The following is a 21611-nucleotide window of genomic DNA, read 5'->3' as shown; positions in this document are numbered from 1 at the left end:
GTGAATTTTGCCCTAAAAATACACGAATTGAGCTAGATTTTACCAAAAAGTTCACACCACTATTTTGATGATTTTTTATTTTGCCTGTTTTTACCTATGGTCTTACCCACAACAAAAATTATAGAGCCAAAAAACACTAGTCACACATTTGAACTAGTGTTTTACATTGCCTTGATTAACAAGGTTACCAAATCTTTCAGAATTACAATTTCTATTTATAGGAAGAATATTAGTAATAAATTATGTAAATTCAACCTAATTACTATAAGTTTGCTCCCATTTTTTCATTTCTTCAACGATACTTCTTAGAGCAATACCTTTCTTTGTCATTTTATATTCAACCTGTGGAGGCGATGTCGGTAAAACTTTTCTTGATAAAATGCCTTCTTGCTCGAAATCATGTAACCGTTGCGCTAATATTCTAGGATTAATACCTTCTACACTACGCAGAAGACTACCATAATGTATATTACCATCAATAATTTCAGATAAAATCTCAAGAGTAAATTTACCCTTTAGTAAATTCAAGACCCTTCTTGCTGGACAAATTGTTTTTTTCAAAGGTTGCATCTTGCAAGTCTCCATTCGTTTCCTCCTTTTTTGATAGTTACTATACTTTTTTTCCCTTCTTGTTTCATAAATAATTACATGATAAGTTAATTATATCACTTGAAGGGAGAAATTCCTATGGATATTATAACTAAGTTTGACCGTATTGAAGATATTCTCGGTAGTCCTGATGGAAGATACTTTGGTACTGGATATACTCAAGTAAAATATTTTCAGAAAGTTAAACATATTGCTTTTGATTGATAAATGAAAATTGGTTTGATGAAATAACGGAGGAAGCTTGATGAAAAAAACAAATACAAAAGCACCAGCTTATCTACTTTTTATTCTTTCGCTAGGATACATTATGGCGGTCCTAGATACAACTGGAGTTGTTCTTGCAGTGCCTCATATTGAAACAGCTATGAGCGTCTCATTAGAGCAATCCATTTGGATTATTAATGCCTATACACTAGCTTTAGGGTCTTTGCTCCTACTTTCAGGAAATTTAACAACAAAATATGGTGCTAAAAGAATTTTATTAATTGGAATGATAATTTTTACACTTGCCTCGTTAGGGTGCTCTTTTTCACCAAATATTGAAACATTAATTATACTTAGATTCATTCAAGGTTTCGGTGCTTCTTTGTTCATGCCAAGTTCATTAGCACTTTTATTCATTTCATACCCCGATTCTACTAAAAGAGCACGTATGTTAGGAATCTGGACAGCAATTATTTCTGTTGCAACCGGTACTGGTTCTTTTATTGGTGGACTAATTATTAACTACTTCGGATGGAGGGGTATTTTCTTGGTCAATATTCCATTTGGAATTTTGACAGTAATTTCAATATTACTTCTCGTGAAAAATAATATTGCCAATCTAAAGACCAGAATTGACATCTTTAGTAATATATTTCTGGTTACAACTATCGGAAGTCTAGTTATTTACCTTGTTGAAGGGAATCAATATGGTTATAGTAACTCAAATCTTTTATTGTTTCTTCTCCTATTTATATTATTTGCTATTGGTTTAGTAGTCCACGATAAAAAAAGTAAAGCACCTATTGTTCCCCACCAACTATTAAAAAATGCTAAGTTTATTGTCTCTAATCTATTAGGTTTAGTAGTTAACATTTCACTATATGGCATTGTTTTGGTGCTAGGACTCTATTTTCAAACTTATTTAAACCTTTCCTCAATGGTTTCTGGACTCCTCATTCTACCAGGAATGATTGTCTTAATTATTGGTAATTTATTTTACGCACGTGCTGTAAAACGATTTTCCGTGGGAAGCCTCGCTACTGTCTCAATTATTTTTGCCATTGTAGGAGCAGCAGGAATTTTTGGAATTGGAGTTCTTTTTCATGAAATTCAACTATACATCCTAATTCCTTTATTTTCTTTAATGAGTCTAGGTATCGGGGTGTTAACTCCAGCAACTACAACCATTCTTATGGAAGCTGCTGGTCAAGAATTATCTGGAATTGCTGGTGCAACTCTAAACGCAAACAAACAGATTGGTGGACTTTTTGGTACAACAATTATGGGGATTGTAACTACTAATTTATCCCATGATTGGAATATAGTCATCGTTGTCGCATTTTTGGTTAACGTGATAATGTATATTGCTACTTGGTTAATTGCTAGTCGTTACCTTTATGGAAAAGAATAAAACTAAACAGAACGCAATCAATTTAAAAGTTGATTGCGTTTTATATTATTTCTCAGCACAATTACTCCAATCATCATAATTTGCTTGATAAATAACTCAATTACTTTTGTCGCAAAGATTGTAAAATACCAACTACCTTATAACCTTGATGAAACTATGAAAAATGCATAAGCGTTAGTTCATATGATAAATTAGATAACACTCGTCGTGTTCCTTGGCTATCCTCAATATTGATTAAACTTCCCAAAAGAAAACCGTCATCATAATGAACTAGGCTACTATCAATTGCAATATCTCTTTTGAGTAGCTCTTCACTCATATCCTAAACCTCGCTAGCAATCGTTTCACTAGTCAAGTCTTTTAAATCTTTTACTAACTGATAAGTAGTATAGATTGTATTTGATATATAATTAATGGATTTTATTAGCTGTATTTCTGAAAATTACCATAAGTAGCTAAACATTTCTTTGCTCTCTGCCCTATAGCTTGCTTACTAAGAGTTTCAAAAAACTCAAAAAAACAGCTTCAAGGTAATTTCTTTATAAATTTATCTTTTCAAATCGAATAGCATCAAGTTCTTTGTCTGATTGATCTTTATATAACGCAATCAGATTGTCGATTTTCTTCTGAATATCTTTTTCATATTTTAGAGTAATGAGGTCTATTTTATCCTCGTCAGACATAGTATTGTTACTTTCCAATTCCAATGCTTGATTGAGTTGCTCTTTCATATAAGTTTTTTGTTCTACCTCTCGCTGAAATTTTGAGTAATTAAAAAGACTTTGTAACAGCAATTCTTCTTCTGCCATTCGAGCATACTGAAAATCATTTGCCAAACGTTCCAAATGCTCTGCCCACTTTAAATCCCCCTTTTTTTCTCCAAACTCACTATAAGGAAAGAGTTCATCCACATCTATTTTTAGAGCTTTCGCAATATCTTCTAGGCGCTCCCAACTTGGTTCGGTAGTGCCTTTTTCATAGTTAATAATTGTTTGTTTAGTTACACCTAGAATTTTTCCCAATTCCTTTTGGGTCATTCCTGCTTTTAAACGGGCAGATTTAATATCAAGCTCCCCCGCTCGTAAGACATTGGCATAGTTATATAAAGCTGACATTGGATTTCACACTTTCTATTTAGGTAAAATTATTTTTTACTTTTTAGTTGACGAGTAAAAATATGTTTTGTATAATGAAAACAATCGATAGGTAAAATAATTGTTTACCTCTTGATTATATAATATTTTACCTTGAGAGTAAATGGAAGGAGGCTAAAATGACACGCTTTTACGATTATCCCCAAACGGTTGAATTGGTTAATGGTTTGAACTCTGTCTCAACTTTAAAGAAATGGCGCTTAAAGATTGAACGCTTAACAGGACATACCTTTGAAGAAAGCCGAGTACGAACAGGCAAACGTTCTTACAGTAAGGTTACTCTCTTTACTGATAGTGACATTGAGCAGTTGCAACAGATTGCCTATTTAAAAGGCAATCTGGGACTAGAGAAAGCCATTCTCAAAGTCTATCCGCCAACCCGTGCCTCACCTGTTCCCTTGACTAAACAAGTACAGGGACTATCTGTTCAAGTGTCTCAACTGAACAATCAGGTTGAGGGACTAACCAGAGATAATCAAGTTCTAACCTTGCGCCAAACCTCACTGGAAAAGCGCATAGAGGTCTTAGAACACCCTAAGAAGCGAACACTCTTTGGCAAGTGAGCACGGTACAGCACCAACGCTGTGGGCGAGTGGTCAACACGGTAGCCCACAAGGCGGTCGGGGCTTGAAACGGGCGAGACTTGCCACTAAAATAAGTGCCCCACTACTAATAGGGGGTACGAACGTACACGAAAGTAGGGCTAACCCCTTGATACGTCTGGGGTTAAAACCAATCAGTTGAAGTTTTCGCTGAAATCCCTTGGGAGAGTAAGGTTCAAAGCTAATTCTGCGTACGTTTAGAAAAGATAACTACTTTAAAAAACACAAAGGAGAATATGATGACAAACTTAACACTAACTGACACAACACTTAAACTTGGCGAATTGAACCTTGATAAAAGTCAATTCATGCTTCCTAAAAAAGTAGTGGTACTTTCTGCTCGTATGAGTTATAAGTATCAAGAGGTAAACGGCGAACAAGTCCGAACAGACGAACCATCCAAACTAGTTTGTAGCGTTCAAGATGCGGATAAAATCAAAGTGTTAAAAGAAATGAACATTGCCATTGAAGAACTCAAAGCGATAACGCTTGAAATTCATGACAACCTCGACAAAATCACTAAACTGGCAGAAAACGACGGTTTACTTGATAAGACCGTTGAACTCGTCAATCCTCAAGTCCGTCTCATGTGGAACATGACTCGTAGCAACTGGTCTGGTGTAAAACTAGTGGCAAATGACCTTAAAATGACTGGTGACTAAGCATGGACAACAGCGTAAGGATTGACTACTTCGCTGTAACCGTTAAAGATGTTTCACCAGAGGAGGTATTAGAAGAGATACTCCTTATTCCCCAAGACCAGTTTGCACTGAATGCTTGGGGAATAAATAAGTATCAACGCCACTATGCCTGTTCAGACATCAAAGTTTACTTTAACCAAGCCTTAGATAATATGGGGGTCTATCTGGAACTAAAAGGACAAGGCTGTCGCCAATATGAGGAATTTATGGCGGGTAACGCTAACAACTGGGTAGCTCTAGTCACACGCCTTTACCGCTATCAGGTTAACTTTACCCGAATTGATATTGCTAATGACATCTACGATAATGCCTTATCGGTTCAAACTCTCTATGCTTACTGTAAACGGGGCTTGTGTATCACCAGAGCCCAACACATGGACTATCACGAGCGGTCAGTCCTTGAAACAGGGGAACGGATTGGCGAGACCGTCACCATAGGCGCACGAGGAAGCCAGCAATGGTGTGTTTACAACAAACTCATGGAACAAACAGGCAAAGGTAAGATTGTTGATAAGATAAGTGATTGGGTCAGGGCGGAGCTCCGTTGTTGGCAAGGCAAAGCCAATATTATCGCCCAGCAAATAGTTCTTAAAAGACCTCTGACAGCCATTTACTTTGAGGCAATCAACGGACACTACCGCTTTGTCAGACCTAATGACAGGGATACCAACAAACGCAGACGTCAACCTGTTAAATGGTGGCTGGACTACCTCCAGACGGAAACTAAAACACGATTGAGTATTGAACGCACCAAGCCAACACTTAGACAATCGGAACAATGGACGGAAAAACAAGTCTCAAAGACCTTAGCCAAGCTCTATGTGGCTAAGTACGAGGCAACCACACTTGAAGAAGCTAACCAATTTCTCCAAGACCTCTTAAAATTGGGACTATCGAAATTTACTAACAGCGATGAAAAGGAGATTGACCAATATGTCCGTGAACACCAGAGTTCCGGGACTTGGGGCATACAAAAAGACGACTTGCCGTAAACAAATCGCCTTAGAAATAATAACTACTAACATTATATCATGAAAGGACAAAAGAGGCTATGCAAGTGATTTTACCAGACGAACAAATTCATCAGCTACAACTTTTAATTAGCCGACTTATAGAAAATGAAATAAAAAATAAATTGGATAGTAACAACATTGAAAGTCCATTCTTGAACAAGCAACAAGCTTGTAAGTATCTAGGAATTGCCAATAATACGCTTGATTCTTGGATAAAAAAGGGATTACCAGTTATTCGAGTTGGAAAAACTGTCCGCTTTGATAAAACCGAACTTAATTACTGGTTACAAAATCAGTAGCATTCTAACCGTGGTCTGATATAATGAAGCCACGGTATTTTTCTAGCTCAATTCAAAAAAGGAGAATACTATGTCAATTACAAAAACTAAAAACGGAACTTATCGCTTACGTATCTATGTCCCAGAAGAAGTCAAATCCTCATTGGGAATTAATAAAAAAGTGATTGAAAAACGTTTCAAACTAAGGAGTGAGGCTAAAAAATACGAACTTGAATTACAAAACAAGATTGATAAAATTTTAAGCGGAGAATCAACCTCATTGGAAACAAATGGCTCAATCCTCTTTTCCGATTTTTATCACAATGTTTGGTGGGAGTCCTATAAAGCAGGTCAAACAACATCTACCACAAAACCACCTTCACAAGCTACTATTGACGGTACCGAAATTGTCTTTAGAAAACATATCCTACCCTTGCTTGGTAATTATTCCATTGATTTTCTCAATCAAAATAAACAGGTTATCTTGAACCTTTTAACACAAAAGGCAGAAGAATATGCAAACTTTAAAGTGATTAGAAGTTACGTTAATTCTATTTTTGATTGGGCTGAGGAATTGGAATATATCGAAACTAATCGTCTCTCTAAAACAATTAGCCGTATTAAGGCAACTAAAAAAATTAAACTACAAGAGAGTAAAAATGATGAAGATTTATATCTGTCACAATCAGAACTTCAAGCATGGTTCACCGCTTTTGAAGAAGATTTAGAAAACGACAAGCTCCTATTCAAAGATTATGTGTTATTCTATACAACTTTTTTCTTAGGAGATAGGAAATCCGAAAGTTACGCTTTGCAATGGAAACACATTAACCTAAAGAAACAAGAAATTCAGTTAGTGAAAGCCTTGGACAAGTATAAAAATCCAAAATCAACTAAGGGAAATAAAAGGACAACTTTCCATATTCCTATTGAACTAACTGATTTACTCTGTGCTTGGAAAAAACAACAAAAATTGGAATTGGCAAAATTCAATATTATCCAATCTGATGAACAGTATGTTTTTACTTATATTGATACAAAAGGGAATGTTAATAGTCCCTTACACGCTGATTATCTTAATAATAAGATGAAGTCTGTCGAACGCCGTCATAAGGAACTAACACACGCCACACCTCATAAATTACGTCATACGGGTGCAACTCTTGCCAAACAATTTGGCACATCACTAGAGGACATTTCAGAAGCTCTAACGCATAGCGATACTCTCACAACTAAGACCTATGTCAACACTTCAAATGTCATACCAATGGCTGTTGGTGAAATTGCCTACCGTAACCTTAAAAAGTAATGGTGTGAATTTGGTGTGAAAAGTGGTGTGAATTTTGCCAAAAAAACATCAAAAAACACCCCATGGTGTGAACCATGAAGTGTTGATAAATGCTGTATTGTAGCCGTTTCTTAACGTTTTGAGAACTGGCTAGCTTTACGAGCTTTCTTAAGACCTGGTTTCTTACGTTCAACCATACGTGCATCACGAGTAAGAAGTCCAGCGCGTTTCAATGAATCGCGGAAGTCTGGATCTACTTGAAGAAGTGCACGAGCGATACCGTGACGGATCGCACCTGATTGACCAGCGTATCCACCACCTACAACGTTAACGTGTACGTCGTATGAACCTTCAGTTGAAGTAACTGCAAAAGGTTGGTTGATAACGAGACGAAGGTCTGCGTGTGGGATGTATTCTTCTACATCTTTTTTGTTAACTGTGATTTTACCAGTACCTGGAACCAAACGTACGCGTGCAACGGCGTTTTTACGGCGTCCTGTACCTGCATATTGTGCTTGTGCCATTATATTAGTGCTCCTTTCCTCTTAGAATTAGATAAGTCCTGAGATATCAAGTACTTCTGGTTGTTGTGCAGCGTGAGTGTGCTCACCGCCAACGAAGACTTTCAATTTCATACCTTGTGCGCGTCCAAGAGTGTTGTGTGGAAGCATACCTTTAACTGATTTTTCGATCAAACGAACAGCATTTTTAGAACGAAGTTCACCTGCTGAGATTTGTTTCAATCCACCTGGGTACATTGAGTGAGTGTAGTAGATCTTATCAGTTGCTTTTTTACCAGTCAATTTAACTTTTTCAGCATTGATAACGATTACGAAGTCACCTGTATCAGTGTGTGGTGTGAAAGTTGGTTTGTTTTTTCCGCGAAGTACGCTAGCAACTACTGCAGAAAGACGTCCAAGTGGCACATCAGTTGCGTCAACGACATACCATTTACGTTCAACTTGGCCTGGTTTAGCCATAAATGTTGTTTTGTTCATGATTTCTCCTATATATAGTTCGATTTTTGTTTACGAGTGATGGGTGTTCCTTCCCATCGAAAAGTATTTGGAAGGTTCCGGGGCCTTTCAAATGGGGTAAACAATACCGTTTAACATAATATCAAAAAAACACGTCCAAGGCAAGTCATTTGGAGGTGTTTTTCTTTTATTTTTTGTATTTTTTGTATTTTTTTAGTCTCTCATTTTATAAGGTGTAAGACTAGAATTCATGCCTAAATAACATCTAAAGAGTACAAACTAATCCTCAGATTCCCAAAAAAGCTGGTCTAAAGTTTTGTCCAGAGTTTTGCAGATAGCAATACACAGATTTATAGTTGGGTTGTAATCACCTTTTTCAATAGCTGAGATGGTCTGACGAGAAACTCCTATAGCATCTGCCAAACCTTGTTGAGTGAGATCCTTTGCTACACGAGCTGACTTCATTTTTAAATTTTTCATTCAAAAATCCTATTCTTCGTCTTCTAGTTCTTCCAAACGGTTCTTCTTGATTCTATTAATAATAACCCAGCAGTCGCAAATAAGGGTCAAACCCAATGTCAAAAATGCCACACTACTCATAAGATTCTTCCCTATCTTAAACGACTGAAATAGACTTAAGAGGCCTATTAGCGATATAAAGATTCCAAAAAAACACATTACCCAGGATAATCTGAGCATCTTCTTTTCAAGTTTTTTGTCTAGCAACCATGGATGTCCATTACGTGATACGCTGTGAACTAATACTAGGCACATAGAACCAAAGAAAGTGATGATTAATAGTGACTGCACTAATTCGACGGAGTGTGTCTTGCTAGCAACCATAATCGTTACAAATATACCAAGCATGGCTACCCAATAACCTCTAGCAGAAGATTCTCCGCTGATCAACTGAGCACGTTCATCCATCGTGCTAGCTACTTTTTTCTTTGACTTTTTCATTTTGTTTCCTCCATTTTCTAGATTAATTATAATATTATTTTACGCTATGTCAAATATATCATTCATTTTGTATAGGTTATCTTTTTATATTCTATTAATCTATCATTTCAGAAAACAAAAAATCAGATAGGAAATCCTATCTGACACTTTTTCTATCTAGCTTCTTTACCAATCGTAAAGACGGCCAAGGTATCTGGTCCGACGTGGGTAGAGATAACTGGCCCAAGTGGCATAATGAGAACTTGCTCAATGCCGTCAACTGCTAACAATTGTTCTTTTAGATTCTCCGCCGCTTCAATATCATTGGCATAAGCGACAATTACTGTGCTATGTCCAATATCCTGGGTAGCTTGTAGGACCATTTCTTTAATAGCTTTTTTACGTCCACGGATTTTGGCCAGAGGAACCAACTTGCCTGAAGCGTCCAGCCAAAGAAGGGGCTTGATATTAATCAAACTACCAATAATGGCTGAGCTCTTAGAAAGGCGACCCCCACGCATGAGATGGTAGAGATCATCAACTAAGAAATAGGTCCGTAAACGTGGCAGAATTTCCTCAATCATGGCTTTCGTTTCAGATAAGCTCTTACCTTGGTCACGAGCTGCTGCCGCCAAAATAGAAAGATAACCTTCCCCACCTGCTGCCGCCAGAGTATCTACAATCTCAATGATAGCTTCTGGGTATTCATCCAAAATCATGTCACGTGCCATAACAGCACTTTGATAAGTACCTGAAAGCACTGATGAGAAGGCAATATAGAGAAGAGCATCACCATTTTTAGCATGACGGCGAAAAACCTCTTCAAATTGACCAACATTCACCTGGCTTGTGGTAGGCTGACTGCCTTCTTGCATACGTTCTAAGAGACGGTCACTCATTAAGCGGTTAGGACCAACGGTCTCATAGGCGATATCATCAAGCGTGATGGTCAAACCAACGAGCTCTACCTTATTCTCCTGAGCCCATTTTTCATCTAGATCTGCTGTAGAATCTGTCAAAATGTTAAATGTCATATATCCCTCTATTCTATTTCATTTAAAAGGTCCTGTAATTTCCCTAATTGTGCATCGTCCCATGGACGTAGTTTTGGTGTCTTTAAGTCAATATGTGCCGACATCTTGTCTAAGTCAGACTTTACTGTATTGACACGCTCTTCCAACTCACGCGCCGAAACACGTAAAGCTCCTTGTGAAAAGATAGCCCACTGTTCATTTAAGTCACTAGTTGCTACTTCAACTAGATTTTGAACAGTATTCATCTCAGCCGCTGCGCGCTCAATATAGCTATCTGCTGTCTCATCTTCCTCAGTAAAAATAACACTGATACGATATTGATCATAACGTTGACGACTCCCTGGAACAAACTGGGCATCAAACACACAGATAATATCAATATGTTCAAAGTTAGCATAATGATTGAGCTTACGAAGCAAGGTTTCACGAGCTTGATCAAGCTGATTGGTCTTAAAGAGTTGACGGGTTTCTTGCCAAAAGGCAATCATATTATAACCATCAACTAGAAGTATTCTTTTTTTCATAGTTACAATCGGTTTCGATAAACTTCATACATGAGAACTGCAGCTGCCACACTGGCATTAAGGCTCTGCACATGACCACTCATAGGAATAGTAATCATCTCATCCACTTGTTTCTTGATGTTAGCAGAGATTCCCTTACCTTCATTACCAATGATAAGGGCAACCTTTCCAGCTGTGTTCCATTTATGAGATGGTGTGCCATCCATATCTGTCCCAAACACCCAGAAGCCTGCTTCTTTAAGTTTATCAAGAGTTTGGCTAAGATTGGTCACTCGAGCAATGGGAATATGTTCCACTGCCCCTGTTGATGTCTTGGCAACGACAGGTGTTACCCCCACAGCACGATGCTTAGGAATAATAACTCCTGTCACCTGAGTAGCATCAGCTGTACGTAGGATAGATCCAAAGTTATGAGGATCGTTGAGTCCATCTAAAATGAGGACTAGAGGATTCTCCTCTTGTTCAGCCTTATCCATAATAACTGAGAGCTCAGAATAAGCGAACTCTGACACACGAAGAACAAAACCTTGATGCACTGCTCCACCTGTCATATCAGACAAGGTTTTCTTAGGTGTCCAAAAGATGGAAACCTTCTTTTCAGCTGCCAAGGCCTTAATGGCATCAACATTTTTTCCTCGAAGATCATCTTGAATATAGAGTTTATTTCCAGTATTTGCTTCCAGACTCTCTGTTACGGCATGCACACCATAAACAATGTCTAGACTTAATTCTTTAGTTGTTTTCATAAGCTAATTCTATCATAAAAAAAGCCCTCTTACGAGGGCAAAGCATGTTAAATAAATGTAATTGCTGCTAGGTAAAGCACTAGAAGAACGAGAACAACAGTTGCAGCAGCCAAAGCTTGCTTACCAATTGTATCTGGATCTGAGATTGATTCTGCAATCTTTCTCGCAGCTTGAGTAATGGTTTTACCTGCTGCTTGGAAGATATCAATTGAACCTGTGCTTGTTGAACTATTTCCAGAAATCGCTGAAGACCAACCACTCAAAACCTCAGCAATTTGTTCTGCCAATTGCTGTGTTAGCGCTCTAGTTGTCTCAGCCAACTCATTGACAGCCGTAGCTTGTATATGATTGGCGGTTTCAGTGTAGCTATTTGCACTGGTATTATAAGTAACCGGTACAGTCGTTGTTGTCGTTGTTGATGAATACTGATTCCTACGGTAACTATCCGGTGTCACTGGACGCTCGCCTTCATTGAAGACGCTAAAAGTCTGTGTCAGGTAATGAATATTGTTATTCGTATCAATCAACTCAAAGGTCATTTTATGAATACCAGTCGTTTGCTCTGCCAAATGGTAGGCACTCAAACCAGCATTGACCTCATCCAGAGTTCCTTCAACAAAGTAGCTATGATGAATTTGTTTGCCATCAAGGACTAGATTAAGGCCCTTAATCTTCTTACCTTCCATCTTGTTAACATCAAAGTTGACGTTAAAGATTTCACCACGTGCTAAATAAAGAATATCTGTATTCCCTGTAACAGCAGGTTGATCTTCAAGAAGCGCTCCAGTACTGTCTCGTTTTGGAACAACGGTATATACTTCAGAAGTGATTGGAGTCGCTAAGATTTCTGAGATGAGTCCATCCGTAAAGGTTACCTCTGACGAATAGGTCAAACTCTCACTTTGCAACATAGAAACCACTTCAGAAGTTTTAAAGACCTCAGAAGTTGATGATGAATCTTTCCAGCCAACCGTAAGGACAGTTAAGCTATCTTCTGAATTATTATTTAACTGACTCGTTTCTGGAGCCGTAGATGCAAGAGAGCTTGCAGTACTTGCAGACTCAGAAGCGACTTCAGAAGTTGCAATAGCTTGGCTAGTAGGAGTCGCACTTACAGATGTCGTATGAGAATCCAGTGAAGAATACTCTGATTTTTCAATAACTGCATGTGTATTTCCAGCAAGTTCAGATGTATATAGGGTGCTTTCACTCTTATACATTGAAGTCACAGCTTGAGACTCTGCAGTCGCTGTAGCCTCACGAGACTTATCATAAGTAAGCACAATATTTGGTTTTGCTTGTTCAGAATCAGATGTTGGGTTTGCATCTCCTCGTTCAGATGCCGCTACTGATCGATCCTCACCAAAAGCCTGGGCACGAGCCTCTTCTGAATGAGGTGTCGTCGTAGAAACGCTAGTCTCCACGATATCAACTTGAGAATGTACCTCAAGAAGCCCCTCATCTGTCTCACTTGAAGAGACAACCATCAGTGATGTTGAGGTCACTACTGAACCTACTTGACTCGCTGGCTCTGCCTTAGCTCCTACTGATGAAAAATCAGCCTGAGGAGCAACTGGAGCCGGTGCCTCACTATTAACATAATCTATTTTAGCTTCATCAGGTTTTACCTGAACTTCATCTGCTTTACCTGTTTGAAGCGTAAAGCTAGATAAAATCAAAGCAGCAAAAGTTGTATAGAAAACTTTTTTCTTAGCTATTTCCATTCACCTCCTCATTTTTTAGATGGCCTCATTTATTAATATTATAGACTTTTTTTTTACTTTCTGTCAAATTAGTTTTATTAAAAAACGCTATAATATCGGGGTTTTACACGTGTCAGACACCCCTTAACTTTCTCATTTTCAAGGTGCTAAATATTAGTTTCATCTTATTTTTCATTATCAAGACGCTGAATTACTTTGATTCTCAAATAATCTAAATGTTAAAACTCTGGCTAACTGTTACAATTTTTATAGCCTTTAAGTCAAAACCACCCGTGAGAACGGGTGGCTTGCTCTTCGGCTGAAAGCCTCTGCTACCGGCCGAGGCCTAAAGGCCTACCGAATGGTTTCCCTTCAGCACCACCTTTGCTAGCTGACCCGTCTAGCGGGTCTCTTTAAGATTACTTTCTTTTATTCTTCTCACCTGTAAACGGATCATACTCCTCAAACAGACTAAGCTGATCTGCTACCACGTCTTCTTGTAATTGATTACGAATATATTCTTCAATTCGCTTCTGATTTCGCCCAACCGTATCAACATAAAAGCCTCGACACCAAAATTTGCGATTCCCATATTTATACTTTAAATTTGCGTGTCGATCAAATATCATTAAGCTACTTTTGCCCTTTAAATATCCCATAAATGAAGAAATACTTAGTTTCGGTGGTATACTCACTAACATGTGAATATGATCTGGGCAAGCTTCTGCTTCATGAATTTCAACACCTTTTCTTTCACATAATAATCGTAAGATTTGACCAATACTTGCTTTGTATTTCCCATAGATTATCTGACGTCTATATTTTGGGGCGAAAACAATATGATACTTACAATTCCATGTAGTATGTGCTAAACTATTATTATCCTGTCTCATCAGGGGTCCTCCTTTAGTATATTAGTTAGTGGTCGGGAAACCTTATCTAATATAACACTTTAGGGGGACTTTTTTTGATACATCGCTAAAAGCTTTTCGGAACCACTAGCACAGCTAGTGGTTTTCGTAAGACAATAACAAAAATCCTGCTCTCGGCAGAATTTTTAGATTTCTTTTTCAACTTCGTCAATACACCAAGCAATCAGTTCCTCTAAGCGAGCGATATCCTCTGTCATATGAAGATAGCCCATGACTGCTTCGAAGCCTGTTGACATTTTATAGGTAATAACATCTGTATTTTTAGCCTTGGTATGGCTATTCGCATTACGCCCTCTTTTATAGATGTCTAGCTCTTTTTCAGTCAAAAGCTCTTGCTCTAGCATTTTTTCAATGAGACTAGCCTGGGCCTTAGCTGAAACATAGCGTGTAGCTAGACGGTGCAGTTGATTTGGCTTGGTCTGACCTTGAAAAATCAGGTGACGGCGAATGTACAAGGAATAAACAGCATCTCCCTCAAAGGCGAGAGCAATGCCGTTAAGAAGGTTGACATCAAGATGTTTAGTCACGTGTCCACCTCACGCCCTCCTTGGTATCAAGAAGTTTGATACCTTGAGCAGCTAACTCATCACGAATGCGGTCTGCAGTCGCAAAGTCCTTGTTAGCACGCGCCGCTTGACGCTCTTCAATGAGTTTTTCGATATCTTCATCAAGGACTTCTTCTTCGAAAACAATACCGAAGACTTGGAGCATTTTTTCAAAAGCATCCTTAACGGTTTGATCATAATTGCCTGAATTAATCCATTTGGCCATGTCAAACAGAACAGTCACTCCGTTTGCCGTATTAAAGTCATCATCCATAGCTTCTTGGAAGGTGTCAAGATAAGTTTGCAACTCAGCTTGATTCACCTGTTCTGTCAACGGAAGACTGTGGGTATTTTTCAAATACTTAAGATTAACTTCAGCATCATGGATAGCTTTTTCTGTAAAGTTAATTGGTTTACGATACTGTTGTGTCGCTAGGAAGAAACGAAGCACTTGACCATCAACCGTTTGAAGCATATCGTGAACGGTCACGAAGTTACCCAAGGATTTTGACATTTTTTCATTATCCACATTGACAAAACCATTATGCATCCAGTAGTTAGCAAAGGTCTTGCCAGTTTTGGCTTCTGATTGGGCAATTTCATTGGTATGGTGTGGAAACTCAAGGTCTGCCCCTCCACCATGAATATCGATAGTATCTCCAAGGATTTCAGTCGCCATTACAGAACATTCGATGTGCCAACCAGGACGACCAGGTCCCCATGGGCTGTCCCAAGAAACTTCTCCCTCTTTGGCAGCTTTCCAAAGGGCAAAATCCAGAGGATTTTCCTTACGTTCTGTTTCAGCATCCGTACGTCCGCTTGCACCAATTTCAAGATCTTCCAAGGTCTTGTTAGCCAATTTAGCATAGTTGTTTGACTTAGCTACTCGGAAGTAAACATCACCTTCAGAGACATAGGCAAATCCTTTGTCAACCAAGGTCGACACGAATGCAATGATTTCATCCATATAGTTAATAACACGAGGATTTTGTGTCGCTGGTTTGATGCCAAGTTGTCCGGTATCTTCCATAAAGGCCGCGATAAACTTGTCCGACAATTCCTTAGTTGAAATACCAGCTTCATTAGCTGCCTTGATAATCTTATCATCTACATCCGTAAAGTTGGAAATATAGTTGACTGTATAGCCACAATACTCAAAATAACGACGAATAGTATCAAAAGCTACTGCTGAACGGGCATTTCCGATATGAATATAATTGTAAACTGTTGGTCCGCAGACATACATATTGACAACATTTTCTGTCAAAGGTACAAAATCACGGAGCGAACGCGTCATCGTATCATAAATTTTAATCACTTGAGATTCCTTTCAATTAACTGGAAACTATTTTTTATCCTTGATATGGTTTAGGTACAAACACAAGAGTATAACGAGAATGATAATCCAAATAGCCGCAACTAGCTGACCTTGAGCCAAGAGAGACATAGCTGAAAGAAAACTCCCAACTATATAGAAGACCAAAAAAGGATTGTCCTTGAAGAATTTTTTCATTACTCAAATCTCACTTGTGTCGTTGCTTAAAAACCAGACCGGCCCATAAAAGAGCAATGCAAAACCATAAGGCGGCCATGCTATAGTCTGCTCTATGTAAAGCAATGTAAACAAGAGCAAGAGGACCCACAACCGTCAATCGAGTCACCTTTGAACTAAAGAGTTTCATCGTTTCCTTTCCTTATAGACGTGATGAGTGGAAGCTAGCTGCTTTTAGAAGGTCTTCTAGCTTTTCACTATAGTATTCACGGCCTTCTTCAATATCGTGGATAACTTCTTCATCCTTTTGACCATGAACACGCACAACCTTAGCAGGAACACCAACGACTGTAACATCTTCTGGGACATCCGCAACAACCACAGCTGCCGCACCGACCTTAGAATTCTTTCCAATCTCAATAGGGCCTATGACCTGAGCATGGGCTGAAACCAAGGCACCCTCACGAACGGTTGGGTGACGTTTTCCGACATCTTTACCAGTACCACCTAAAGTGACACCGTGGTAAAGCATAGCACCCTTCTCCACAACAGCTGTCTCACCAATGACAAGGCCAGAGCCATGGTCAATAAAGACACCTTCAGCAATCTGAGCCCCTGGGTGAATCTCAATCTGAGTCCAAAAGCGCCAAAACTGACTATGCATACGCGCTAAGAGTCGACAATGGTGGCGCCAGAGAAAATGTGAGATACGATGGGCAGCCAAGGCTTTTAATCCAGGGTAGGTTAAAAGAACCTCCAAACTCGTCCGAGCTGCCGGGTCATTTTTCTTTACTATATCAATACTTTCTTTCCACCAACCCATTTAGGTCACTCCTTACATCATTATTGTTATTATTGTTTGCTGTGGCCTATTTTTCTTTAAAGTGGAAAGCTACCAACACTAGGTCTACTCGCTATCCCCTTCAAAATAAGACCAGTCGACTAACTCAGGCTGCTCATCAAACGGATTGATGACAATACCTTGAACCTTATCCAACTCATTTTCACCTGTTGAAGGCTGGTAAATTTCTGACAGTGGCCATTGCAAAATCGTCCCTTTAACCTTACGGAAAGGTAGACCAAAAGTCTCGTTGCCGTACCATTTTGCAAAGCTCGTTAAGTTCGTAAACACAGGCACATAACTCTGTCCCTCTGCATTCGACATGGTCGCAAAGAGACGGTTATCCTGGCCATCTTCCTCACGTTTATGAATGAAGGCTGGAACAAGATAAATCTTATCTTTAGGATCTGCCTTTTGATTTTCCTCACCCAAAAGATTATTAAGGGTCTGAGTGAAATAGTTGATAAACTGGATGAGTTCACTGCTTGCAAAAAGAGTGGTATTCGAGAAATCACCATCCTCTTTTAAATTGAAAGCAAGACCAAAAAGCTCTGCCTGAACCAGTTGTGTTAAAACATCTAAGCTCGAACGTTCTATCCAAATTTGTTCTCGAGCACTCTCCTGAGTAGCTTTGAAAGATTGTAGGTCCTGTTCATTGGTGAAGACAGGAACAACCTTCTTTCCTTCCACTTCAACTGCATAGAGGTCTTGGGCAGCCAAGACGGGAGTACGTTGTAGGTGATTAACCAAAGCCAGACTGGTCAAAAAGTGGTCTGGTTCCTTTAAAAATTCTCTTAGAGTTTCATCAAAAGCTTGCAATTCTTGATTTTCTGTCATTCTTCTGTCTGTTCTTTCGTTTCTGATTTATCAGGATTTTTCGGTGCTTCACCACTTTCATTATGGTGGCGTGGTTTATGATGAGAACGACGGCGGTGACGATGCTCTCCTCCATTTTCCCCATCATCAAGTTTTTCAGGCTTAGGAAGCAAGGCCTTGATTGAGGCATCGATACGTCCTTTTTCATCGATTTTGATAATTTTAACAGTTACCGTACCCCCAACTTTAACCACATCTTCGACATGCTCAGTACGTTCCCAAGCTAGTTCTGAGATATGGATGAGAGCATCTGTCTTATTAAAGAGGTGGACAAAGGCACCGAACTTTTCAATACGCACAACGGGTACAGTGTAAACTTCACCAACCTTAGCTTCACGTACAAGATCAGAGATGATAGTTTTAGCACGGTTAATGGCATCCTGATCACTAGAGAAAATCTGAACAAGACCTTCTTCATCAATATCAATTGTGACACCAGTCTCAGCGATAATCTTGTCAATAGTTTCGCCACCTTTACCGATGACAACCTTGATCTTGTCAACAGGAATCTGAATGCTATCAATCTTAGGTGCTGTTGGTGCCAATTCTGGACGTGGCTCAGCGATTGCTGACTCAATAACATCAAGAATTTCAAAACGAGCTACCTTTGCTTGAGCCAAAGCCTCTTCGAGAATGGCCGGTGTAATACCCGAAATCTTAATATCCATCTGAAGAGCTGTAATTCCTTGACGTGTACCAGCTACCTTAAAGTCCATATCTCCAAAATGATCTTCCAATCCTTGAATATCAGTTAGGACAGTGTAGTTAGTACCATCTGAGATAAGTCCCATGGCAATACCTGCAACAGGTGCCTTAATCGGTACACCACCAGCCATAAGAGCCAAGGTTCCTGCACAAATAGAAGCTTGTGAGGAAGAACCATTTGACTCCAAGACTTCTGCTACCAAACGGATAGCATAAGGGAACTCTTCAACACTTGGAAGAACCTGAGCAAGGGCACGTTCACCCAAGGCTCCGTGACCAATTTCACGTCGACCTGGTGCACCGTAACGCCCTGTTTCACCCACTGAATACTGAGGAAAATTATAGTGGTGAAGGAAACGCTTCTTATACTCTGGATCCAAACCATCAACAAGCTGTGTATCACTCATAGGTGCCAAAGTCAAAACTGACAAGGCTTGAGTTTGACCACGTGTAAAGAGACCTGAACCATGAACCTTAGGAAGAAAGTCAATCTCTGCGTCCAAAGGACGGATTTCATCCACACGACGGCCATCTGGACGAACCTTATCCTCGGTAATGAGACGGCGCACTTCAGCATGTTCCATCTGCTCGAGGATTTCTGCTACATCACGCAGAATGGTTTCCTTATCTTCATCTTCTGCAAAGCGTTCTTGATAAGAAGCGAGGACCTCTTCTTTTACAGCCTGAGTTGCTGCTTCACGCGCCAGTTTTTCTTCCTCCTGAACAGCCTTAGCTAACTGATCATAATAAGCCGTTTCGATTTCGACTTTCAAATCAGCATCAACTTGTAGAAGTTCAACCTCAGCCTTTTCCTTACCGACAGCTGCAACGATATAATTTTGGAAATCAACCAACTCTTGAATAGCCTCATGTCCCTTCAAGAGTGCTTGCAACATAATATCCTCAGACAATTCCTGAGCACCTGACTCTACCATATTGATAGCTTCCTTGGTACCTGCCACTGTCAAGTCTAAAAGTGAAACTTCCTTATCCGCTGCACTTGGGTTGATGATGAAATCTTCTGCAGCATAGGCCACTTGAACCCCAGCAATCGGACCATTGAAAGGAATATCAGAAATAGAAAGAGCTAAAGAGCTACCAAACATAGCCGCCATCGGAGCACTAGCATTCTCATCATAGGAGAGGACCGTGTTAATGACCTGAACTTCGTTACGAAAGCCCTCCGCAAACATAGGACGAATAGGACGATCAATGAGGCGAGCAGTCAAAGTGGCATCTGTTGAAGGCCGACCCTCACGCTTGTTAAAGCCCCCCGGGAACTTGCCAGCTGCATACATTTTTTCCTCGTAATTAACCTGCAAAGGAAAGAAATCTGCCGTTGCCATCTTTTTAGACATAACAGCTGTTGATAATACCGTTGTATCTCCATAACGCACGACGACAGCACCATTAGCCTGCTTGGCTACCTGCCCAACTTCAACGACAAGCGGGCGTCCTGCAAAGGTCATCTCAAAAGTTTGTTTAGCCATGTTTGATCCCTCTTTTTATCCATGACCAGTCCTTACAAAAACGGACCGGTCAACTTTATGTCATTCATTTGATATAACTTTCATTTTACCATATTATAGTCAAAAATGGCAGAGCTCCGGCATAAGTTAGCACCCAAGTCTCCCTTTCTCTCAGATATTTAAGTCGTTTTGTGATATAATAAACACTTATGAGAGACAAAGGAATGACTATGAAAAAATTACAACACATCATTATGATTGCCTTAATCTTACTAGGCCTAGTAACACCTGCTCTAGCACAAGAACAGACAGATAACTTCAATGTTTCCGCTAAACATGCGATTGCTATCGAAGCAACTACAGGGAAAGTCCTCTATGAAAAGGACGCCACTACTCCTGATGGTGTGGCTTCAATGACTAAAATCCTAACAGCCTACATGGTCTATAAAGCAGTTGACCAAGGAAAAATTACCTGGGACACTGAAGTCGATATCTCAGACTATCCTTTCAACTTAACCGTTGATTCAGAAGTTTCAAATATCCCACTAGATTCCCGAAAATACACTGTTAAACAGCTCCTAGATGCCACCCTCATTTCTAGCGCTAACAGTGCTGCTATTGCTCTAGCTGAAAAAATCTCAGGATCAGAGAGTGCCTTTGTTGACACTATGACAGCCCAACTTAAAGAGTGGGGCATTACAGATGCTAAATTATTTAACGCTTCTGGCCTAAACAATAAATACCTTGGGGATAACCGCTATCCTGGCTCTAAAGCAGATGACGAAAATACTATGAGCGCTCTAGATGTTGCCATTATTGCAGATCACCTCATCAAAGACTATCCTCAGGTACTTGAAATCACCAAGCAAACCGAAACTGATTTCGAAGGTGACAACAAATTAACGACGCACAACTACATGTTGGAGGGACAAGACAACTACCGTGAAGGCGTTGATGGACTCAAGACTGGAACAACTGAACTTGCAGGTGCATCCTTTGTAGCCCACTCCAATGAAAATGGCATGAGTTTGATTACCGTTGTCATGAATGCAGACAATGGTGGAGAGGATGAAGCTGCTCGATTCACAGCCACAAATGAGTTGCTAGATTATGTAACTCAAAACTGGGAAATCAAAACCCTCAACACCAAAGGGCAAATCGTCAAGAAAAATGATATTAAGGTAGCCGATGGAGACAGTCAAACTATCTCTGCTAAACTCGAGTCGGACCTTACAGTCGTTCAAAAAATAAACAGCAAAAATGATGCTGTTAAAATCAAAGCAAAAACTATAACAGCACCTATCAAAAAAGGTGACACTATTGGAACAGCGACCTTTGATGATAAGGATCTCGTTGGAACAGGTTATATCTCTGATCCACCTCAAATTTCTGTAACAGCCAACCAATCTATCAAGAAAAGTTTCTTCTTAAAAGTTTGGTGGAACCATATCGTTAATTTCTTTACAGGAAACAAGTAAACACAAAACTACCTTTTAGATATCAAAAGGTAGTTTTATCTTGCCTTCAAAATTGGTCTTGTAAGTAAAAGCTCCTTCTCAACACCTTAA

The 21611-nt window shown here is 39.4% G+C and carries 25 protein-coding genes; 8 read left to right on the top strand and 17 right to left on the bottom strand.

Translation table 11 applies throughout. The annotated features are described in order from the left end of the window. Positions 1 to 255 precede the first annotated feature (255 nt). Positions 256 to 585 carry a winged helix-turn-helix transcriptional regulator gene (locus tag A6J31_RS10050; RefSeq protein ID WP_080611097.1) on the bottom strand — a complete coding sequence of 110 codons (330 nt, stop codon included), beginning with the start codon at positions 583 to 585 and terminating at the stop codon, positions 256 to 258. A gap of 102 nt (positions 586 to 687) precedes the next feature. On the opposite strand from A6J31_RS10050, the gene A6J31_RS10045 reads away from it, so the two are divergent. Then, positions 688 to 813 carry a hypothetical protein gene (locus A6J31_RS10045; RefSeq protein ID WP_021144850.1) on the top strand — a complete coding sequence of 42 codons (126 nt, stop codon included), beginning with the start codon at positions 688 to 690 and terminating at the stop codon, positions 811 to 813. Between the two features lie 40 nt (positions 814 to 853). Continuing rightward, positions 854 to 2224 carry an MFS transporter gene (locus tag A6J31_RS10040; RefSeq protein WP_080611095.1) on the top strand — a complete coding sequence of 457 codons (1371 nt, stop codon included), beginning with the start codon at positions 854 to 856 and terminating at the stop codon, positions 2222 to 2224. Between the two features lie 154 nt (positions 2225 to 2378). On the opposite strand, the gene A6J31_RS11575 is transcribed toward A6J31_RS10040, so the two are convergent. Together A6J31_RS11575 and A6J31_RS10035 are read right to left on the bottom strand one after the other, a co-directional pair. Further along, positions 2379 to 2543: a hypothetical protein gene (locus A6J31_RS11575; protein WP_167546404.1), complete on the bottom strand. Its 165-nt coding sequence runs from the start codon at positions 2541 to 2543 to the stop codon at positions 2379 to 2381. A gap of 220 nt (positions 2544 to 2763) precedes the next feature. Beyond that, positions 2764 to 3339, bottom strand: a complete 576-nt coding sequence (locus A6J31_RS10035) for a helix-turn-helix domain-containing protein (RefSeq protein ID WP_052699104.1) — start codon at positions 3337 to 3339, stop codon at positions 2764 to 2766. A 158-nt stretch (positions 3340 to 3497) separates the two neighbouring features. Between A6J31_RS10035 and A6J31_RS10030 the strand changes: the two genes are divergently transcribed. The 5 genes from A6J31_RS10030 to A6J31_RS10010 all read left to right on the top strand — a co-directional run bounded on the left by A6J31_RS10030 (position 3498) and on the right by A6J31_RS10010 (position 7281). After that, positions 3498 to 3941: a hypothetical protein gene (locus tag A6J31_RS10030; RefSeq protein ID WP_021144847.1), complete on the top strand. Its 444-nt coding sequence runs from the start codon at positions 3498 to 3500 to the stop codon at positions 3939 to 3941. 278 nt (positions 3942 to 4219) lie between these two features. After that, complete coding sequence (locus tag A6J31_RS10025; RefSeq protein WP_045768735.1) at positions 4220 to 4642, top strand: hypothetical protein; 423 nt, start codon at positions 4220 to 4222, stop codon at positions 4640 to 4642. Between the two features lie 2 nt (positions 4643 to 4644). Then, positions 4645 to 5673, top strand: a complete 1029-nt coding sequence (locus A6J31_RS10020; RefSeq protein ID WP_045768736.1) for a replication initiation factor domain-containing protein — start codon at positions 4645 to 4647, stop codon at positions 5671 to 5673. Between the two features lie 59 nt (positions 5674 to 5732). Continuing rightward, entirely contained in the window at positions 5733 to 5993 is a 261-nt protein-coding gene (locus A6J31_RS10015) for a helix-turn-helix domain-containing protein (protein ID WP_045768737.1), read from the top strand. A 70-nt stretch (positions 5994 to 6063) separates the two neighbouring features. Beyond that, the gene (locus A6J31_RS10010) at positions 6064 to 7281 is read left to right on the top strand and encodes a tyrosine-type recombinase/integrase (protein ID WP_045768738.1); all 1218 of its coding nucleotides are present in this window, start codon (positions 6064 to 6066) and stop codon (positions 7279 to 7281) included. Positions 7282 to 7391: 110 nt separating this feature from the next. Here A6J31_RS10010 and rpsI read toward each other — a convergent pair whose 3' ends face one another. The 14 genes from rpsI to pnp all read right to left on the bottom strand — a co-directional run bounded on the left by rpsI (position 7392) and on the right by pnp (position 20064). Continuing rightward, a complete protein-coding gene (gene rpsI, locus A6J31_RS10005; protein WP_002888293.1) occupies positions 7392 to 7784 on the bottom strand; it encodes a 30S ribosomal protein S9 in 393 nt (130 codons plus the stop codon). Between the two features lie 27 nt (positions 7785 to 7811). Further along, positions 7812 to 8258 carry a 50S ribosomal protein L13 gene (gene rplM, locus A6J31_RS10000; protein WP_002886374.1) on the bottom strand — a complete coding sequence of 149 codons (447 nt, stop codon included), beginning with the start codon at positions 8256 to 8258 and terminating at the stop codon, positions 7812 to 7814. Between the two features lie 258 nt (positions 8259 to 8516). Beyond that, entirely contained in the window at positions 8517 to 8717 is a 201-nt protein-coding gene (locus tag A6J31_RS09995; RefSeq protein WP_002886373.1) for a helix-turn-helix transcriptional regulator, read from the bottom strand. A 9-nt stretch (positions 8718 to 8726) separates the two neighbouring features. Further along, a complete protein-coding gene (locus A6J31_RS09990) occupies positions 8727 to 9197 on the bottom strand; it encodes a hypothetical protein (RefSeq protein ID WP_080611093.1) in 471 nt (156 codons plus the stop codon). Positions 9198 to 9349: 152 nt separating this feature from the next. Next, positions 9350 to 10210 (bottom strand): DegV family protein, encoded by an 861-nt coding sequence (locus tag A6J31_RS09985; RefSeq protein WP_080611091.1) that lies wholly within the window; start codon positions 10208 to 10210, stop codon positions 9350 to 9352. An 8-nt stretch (positions 10211 to 10218) separates the two neighbouring features. Further along, on the bottom strand, positions 10219 to 10734 hold the full coding sequence (locus A6J31_RS09980; protein WP_002886370.1) for an NYN domain-containing protein: 516 nt from the start codon (positions 10732 to 10734) through the stop codon (positions 10219 to 10221). 2 nt (positions 10735 to 10736) lie between these two features. After that, entirely contained in the window at positions 10737 to 11480 is a 744-nt protein-coding gene (rlmB, locus tag A6J31_RS09975) for a 23S rRNA (guanosine(2251)-2'-O)-methyltransferase RlmB (protein ID WP_080611089.1), read from the bottom strand. A gap of 47 nt (positions 11481 to 11527) precedes the next feature. Further along, on the bottom strand, positions 11528 to 13204 hold the full coding sequence (locus A6J31_RS09970; protein WP_004182169.1) for a hypothetical protein: 1677 nt from the start codon (positions 13202 to 13204) through the stop codon (positions 11528 to 11530). A gap of 398 nt (positions 13205 to 13602) precedes the next feature. Further along, complete coding sequence (tnpA, locus tag A6J31_RS09965) at positions 13603 to 14076, bottom strand: IS200/IS605 family transposase (protein WP_013990678.1); 474 nt, start codon at positions 14074 to 14076, stop codon at positions 13603 to 13605. A 164-nt stretch (positions 14077 to 14240) separates the two neighbouring features. Further along, complete coding sequence (locus tag A6J31_RS09960; protein WP_048790652.1) at positions 14241 to 14642, bottom strand: Mini-ribonuclease 3; 402 nt, start codon at positions 14640 to 14642, stop codon at positions 14241 to 14243. After that, positions 14635 to 15978, bottom strand: a complete 1344-nt coding sequence (cysS, locus tag A6J31_RS09955; RefSeq protein ID WP_014633787.1) for a cysteine--tRNA ligase — start codon at positions 15976 to 15978, stop codon at positions 14635 to 14637. The genes A6J31_RS09960 and cysS overlap by 8 nt, the downstream gene beginning before the upstream one ends. A 376-nt stretch (positions 15979 to 16354) precedes the next feature. Further along, complete coding sequence (gene cysE / locus A6J31_RS09950; RefSeq protein WP_014633706.1) at positions 16355 to 16975, bottom strand: serine O-acetyltransferase; 621 nt, start codon at positions 16973 to 16975, stop codon at positions 16355 to 16357. An 84-nt stretch (positions 16976 to 17059) separates the two neighbouring features. After that, positions 17060 to 17830: an SseB family protein gene (locus A6J31_RS09945; protein WP_080611087.1), complete on the bottom strand. Its 771-nt coding sequence runs from the start codon at positions 17828 to 17830 to the stop codon at positions 17060 to 17062. After that, a complete protein-coding gene (pnp, locus tag A6J31_RS09940; protein ID WP_073689843.1) occupies positions 17827 to 20064 on the bottom strand; it encodes a polyribonucleotide nucleotidyltransferase in 2238 nt (745 codons plus the stop codon). The genes A6J31_RS09945 and pnp overlap by 4 nt, the downstream gene beginning before the upstream one ends. Positions 20065 to 20273: 209 nt before the next feature. Between pnp and pbp3 the strand changes: the two genes are divergently transcribed. After that, positions 20274 to 21521 carry a D-alanyl-D-alanine carboxypeptidase PBP3 gene (gene pbp3, locus A6J31_RS09935; protein WP_192573926.1) on the top strand — a complete coding sequence of 416 codons (1248 nt, stop codon included), beginning with the start codon at positions 20274 to 20276 and terminating at the stop codon, positions 21519 to 21521. Positions 21522 to 21611: the final 90 nt, after the last annotated feature.

Origin of the sequence: Streptococcus sp. FDAARGOS_192, from assembly GCF_002073815.2 — a bacterium.
GTDB lineage: Bacteria > Bacillota > Bacilli > Lactobacillales > Streptococcaceae > Streptococcus > Streptococcus salivarius_H.
Note: the sequence above shows the minus strand (reverse complement) of the source record. Positions and strands in the feature narration are given on the sequence as shown.

Excerpts from the sequence above, each read along its gene's own strand:
- A6J31_RS10050 (WP_080611097.1), bottom strand. The coding sequence starts at position 585 with ATGGAGACTTGCAAGATGCAACCTTTGAAAAAAACAATTTGTCCAGCA.
- A6J31_RS11575 (WP_167546404.1), bottom strand. The coding sequence starts at position 2,543 with ATGAGTGAAGAGCTACTCAAAAGAGATATTGCAATTGATAGTAGCCTA.
- A6J31_RS10035 (WP_052699104.1), bottom strand. The coding sequence starts at position 3,339 with ATGTCAGCTTTATATAACTATGCCAATGTCTTACGAGCGGGGGAGCTT.
- rpsI (WP_002888293.1), bottom strand. The coding sequence starts at position 7,784 with ATGGCACAAGCACAATATGCAGGTACAGGACGCCGTAAAAACGCCGTT.
- rplM (WP_002886374.1), bottom strand. The coding sequence starts at position 8,258 with ATGAACAAAACAACATTTATGGCTAAACCAGGCCAAGTTGAACGTAAA.
- cysE (WP_014633706.1), bottom strand. The coding sequence starts at position 16,975 with ATGGGTTGGTGGAAAGAAAGTATTGATATAGTAAAGAAAAATGACCCG.
- tnpA (WP_013990678.1), bottom strand. The coding sequence starts at position 14,076 with ATGAGACAGGATAATAATAGTTTAGCACATACTACATGGAATTGTAAG.
- A6J31_RS10015 (WP_045768737.1), top strand. The coding sequence starts at position 5,733 with ATGCAAGTGATTTTACCAGACGAACAAATTCATCAGCTACAACTTTTA.
- pbp3 (WP_192573926.1), top strand. The coding sequence starts at position 20,274 with ATGAAAAAATTACAACACATCATTATGATTGCCTTAATCTTACTAGGC.
- rlmB (WP_080611089.1), bottom strand. The coding sequence starts at position 11,480 with ATGAAAACAACTAAAGAATTAAGTCTAGACATTGTTTATGGTGTGCAT.
- A6J31_RS10025 (WP_045768735.1), top strand. The coding sequence starts at position 4,220 with ATGACAAACTTAACACTAACTGACACAACACTTAAACTTGGCGAATTG.
- A6J31_RS09985 (WP_080611091.1), bottom strand. The coding sequence starts at position 10,210 with ATGACATTTAACATTTTGACAGATTCTACAGCAGATCTAGATGAAAAA.
- A6J31_RS09945 (WP_080611087.1), bottom strand. The coding sequence starts at position 17,830 with ATGACAGAAAATCAAGAATTGCAAGCTTTTGATGAAACTCTAAGAGAA.
- A6J31_RS09970 (WP_004182169.1), bottom strand. The coding sequence starts at position 13,204 with ATGGAAATAGCTAAGAAAAAAGTTTTCTATACAACTTTTGCTGCTTTG.
- A6J31_RS10020 (WP_045768736.1), top strand. The coding sequence starts at position 4,645 with ATGGACAACAGCGTAAGGATTGACTACTTCGCTGTAACCGTTAAAGAT.
- A6J31_RS10010 (WP_045768738.1), top strand. The coding sequence starts at position 6,064 with ATGTCAATTACAAAAACTAAAAACGGAACTTATCGCTTACGTATCTAT.
- A6J31_RS09995 (WP_002886373.1), bottom strand. The coding sequence starts at position 8,717 with ATGAAAAATTTAAAAATGAAGTCAGCTCGTGTAGCAAAGGATCTCACT.
- A6J31_RS09990 (WP_080611093.1), bottom strand. The coding sequence starts at position 9,197 with ATGAAAAAGTCAAAGAAAAAAGTAGCTAGCACGATGGATGAACGTGCT.
- pnp (WP_073689843.1), bottom strand. The coding sequence starts at position 20,064 with ATGGCTAAACAAACTTTTGAGATGACCTTTGCAGGACGCCCGCTTGTC.
- A6J31_RS10030 (WP_021144847.1), top strand. The coding sequence starts at position 3,498 with ATGACACGCTTTTACGATTATCCCCAAACGGTTGAATTGGTTAATGGT.
- A6J31_RS09980 (WP_002886370.1), bottom strand. The coding sequence starts at position 10,734 with ATGAAAAAAAGAATACTTCTAGTTGATGGTTATAATATGATTGCCTTT.
- A6J31_RS10045 (WP_021144850.1), top strand. The coding sequence starts at position 688 with ATGGATATTATAACTAAGTTTGACCGTATTGAAGATATTCTCGGTAGT.
- A6J31_RS10040 (WP_080611095.1), top strand. The coding sequence starts at position 854 with ATGAAAAAAACAAATACAAAAGCACCAGCTTATCTACTTTTTATTCTT.